Here is a 2884-nt window from a genome sequence, read left to right on the forward strand (position 1 = left end):
ACAGCAACAGTATGTAGCAGCACACCGCTTGTTTATACGCCGGGCAGCACCACAACAGGTACTACGTTCGCGTGGACACGTGCTGTGGTAGCGGGCATCAGCAATGCTGCAGCTACATCTACCGGCAGTGCGGGTGTGGTTAACGAAACACTGGTGAACACCACACTGTTCCCTGTTAATGTTATCTATCACTATACACTTACGGCTAATGGTTGCAATAACAGTCAGAATGTTCTGGTAACAGTCAACCCTGCACCACAGGCACCTGTTATCGCTATCAACTCACCGGCAGCAGTTTGCAGCAACACCATGTTCCAGAACTTTGGTGCGGCTAATCCGCCTACCGATTCAGTGGTCTATACATGGACCGCTCAGGGAGCAACGGTATACGGCGAGGGTAATAAGCATACCAATAGTATAGTGAACTTCTCTGCAGCAGGTAATGCCAATGTGATCCTTACGGCTAACATACACGGTATCGCTTGTTACACGGCAGATACGTTCCATGTAACCGTAGGTACATCAGCAGCCATCAACCCTGTTATCTTCTACATACACGATCATTTTGTATGTACCGACAATACAGTTGATAGCTACCAGTGGGGTTATGATGACGCGGCAACGCTTGACTCTACGATCTACACAGGAGAAGTGGATCAGAACTACCACAACGTAAGTCCTGACTTCGCAACGAAGCACTATTGGGTAATGACAGAAAAGGGTGGTTGCTCATCAAAGAGCTACTACAATGCACCGACAGGTATCACAGCTGTTAGCGCGGCAGAAGTGGCTACGATGAGTGTATTCCCTAACCCTGCCAGCGATAATGTATCGGTAGAAGTGAGTGGTATCAATGGCGGTAATACCACAGTAGAACTGAACGATATTACGGGTAAGCAGATCAGCAGTACAGCGGTAACGTACAACAAGGCACAGATCACTGTGAACAACCTTGCATCAGGTGTATACATGATCAGCTGCTACCACAATGGCGTGAAAGTAGGAACGACCAAACTGGTGAAAGAGTAGATAGTAGATAGAGGAATAACAAAGAACATCGAAATAACAGAAAGATGAAGAAACTCATATTGTCAGTAGTTGCAGCGGGTAGTGTATTTGCGGCAACTGCCCAAGACAGCGTAAAGACCAAAAGAGTAAACAAGCATTACGATGCTTTACTCCCGGCATGGTGCCTGGATATCAACCTGAAAGGCGGCCTGCTGATGCAGGACCTGAGCCAGGTAAATATGTCGGGCAACTATACCAATGCGATAGGTGCAAAGACCGACATCGGCACAGTAAAGTTCGATAACGGAATGTCTTATGGCTTTGATGCACAGTTAGGCTACTTCTTCGGTAAGAACCGTCACTGGGGTGTAGGTGTTGGCTTTATGTACCTGATGCAGAGTGGCGATATGAAGATGGACAAATTCCATGTAGAGTATCAGTCTACAGACTTTCGTGGAGATGTCTTCCGTCAGTTGCTTACTGCCAATGGCCCTGTAAAGGAGTCGCTGAAGATGACCAATATGAGCATACCTGTAGTGCTGAAATATAAGAACCAGTTTGGTAAACACTGGGGCTTTGCAATGGACGCAGGAATCTTATACAACCTGCAGCTGAAGAACAGCTATACGACAGATGCATCATTTGACTATGAAGCCATCTACGCATACCAGAATACCAGCGAAGGCGTAAAGGCATACTACGACAACTCAGCAACACCGGGCAGCAATGCATGGATCATCACTAAGGCTTACTACACGGGTAAAAACCCTAACGGTAACATAGCAGATACCTTCAGCAACTTGCGTGCACAAGGCTACAATGTTGGCCTTGGTGTAAAACCAAACAGCAAAACGGGCGATGCTTCTTACAAGAGCGGTTCAATAGGCTTGTTGTTAAAGCCATCAGTTAGCTACCTTGTTAGTCCACACGTAGCACTGGACCTTGGTCTTGTATACACGTACCAGACATTCAAGAGCGATGTAAGCAACTACAGGCTTACCGATAAAGTTGGTGGTTACAGTTCATTGACCAATGGTATGAAGACGGTTAACAGCAGCATGCTGGGGGCTAATCTGGGCGTTCGTATCTACTTTGGTAAAGCCAAGGATAGTGATGGAGATGGTATCCCTGACAAGAGAGACGAATGTCCTATGGTCAAGGGCCTGGAGCAGTTCCATGGTTGCCCTGATACTGACGGTGATGGTATACAGGATAAGGAAGACGAGTGTCCTACCGTAAAGGGATTAGCGCAGTTCCATGGTTGCCCTGATACTGATGGAGATGGTATAGCTGATAAAGATGACGAATGCCCGACTATCAAAGGTCTGGCACAGTTCCATGGCTGCCCTGATACAGATGGTGATGGCATAGCAGACAAGGATGATGCATGCCCTACTATCAAAGGCCTTGCTCAATACCATGGCTGCCCTGATACAGATGGCGATGGTATAGCGGATAACGAAGACAAGTGCCCTACAGAAGCAGGTCCTGCCAGCAACAATGGTTGCCCTGTACCGCCTGCACCGATCGTAGATCCCGCACCTGTTCAGATAGATATTGCTACACCAATACTATTTGATGTGAACAAGATCGTGATCAAGAAGTCCTCATTGCCAACATTGGAGGATGTAGTAAAGAGCCTGAAGGAGAACAGAAATGCAACGATAATCATAGATGGTTATACCGACAACACTGGTAACAAAGCCTACAACAAAGCCCTTTCTGCGAAGCGTGCTGCTGTTGTAAAAGCCTACCTGTTGAAACATGGGGTAAAGGCTAAGCAGATAAAGACCCATGCCAATGGCAGCAAGTCACCTGCGGCACCAAACACCACCAAAGAAGGCAGAGCCCAGAACAGAAGGGTAGAGATAAAAGT

Annotated in this window: 2 protein-coding genes; both read left to right on the top strand. The window is 47.2% G+C overall.

The features are described 5' to 3' along the window. Window positions 1-1029, top strand: a 1029-nt coding sequence (locus tag CJD36_RS22860; protein WP_133162771.1) for a T9SS type A sorting domain-containing protein, incomplete at its 5' end; no start/stop codon positions are given. A gap of 44 nt (window positions 1030-1073) precedes the next feature. Beyond that, window positions 1074-2884 (top strand): OmpA family protein (locus tag CJD36_RS22865; protein ID WP_145959420.1); only part of this gene is annotated, 1811 nt, incomplete at its 3' end.

This window comes from Flavipsychrobacter stenotrophus, from assembly GCF_002954265.1.
Classification (GTDB): Bacteria; Bacteroidota; Bacteroidia; order Chitinophagales; family Chitinophagaceae; genus Flavipsychrobacter; species Flavipsychrobacter stenotrophus.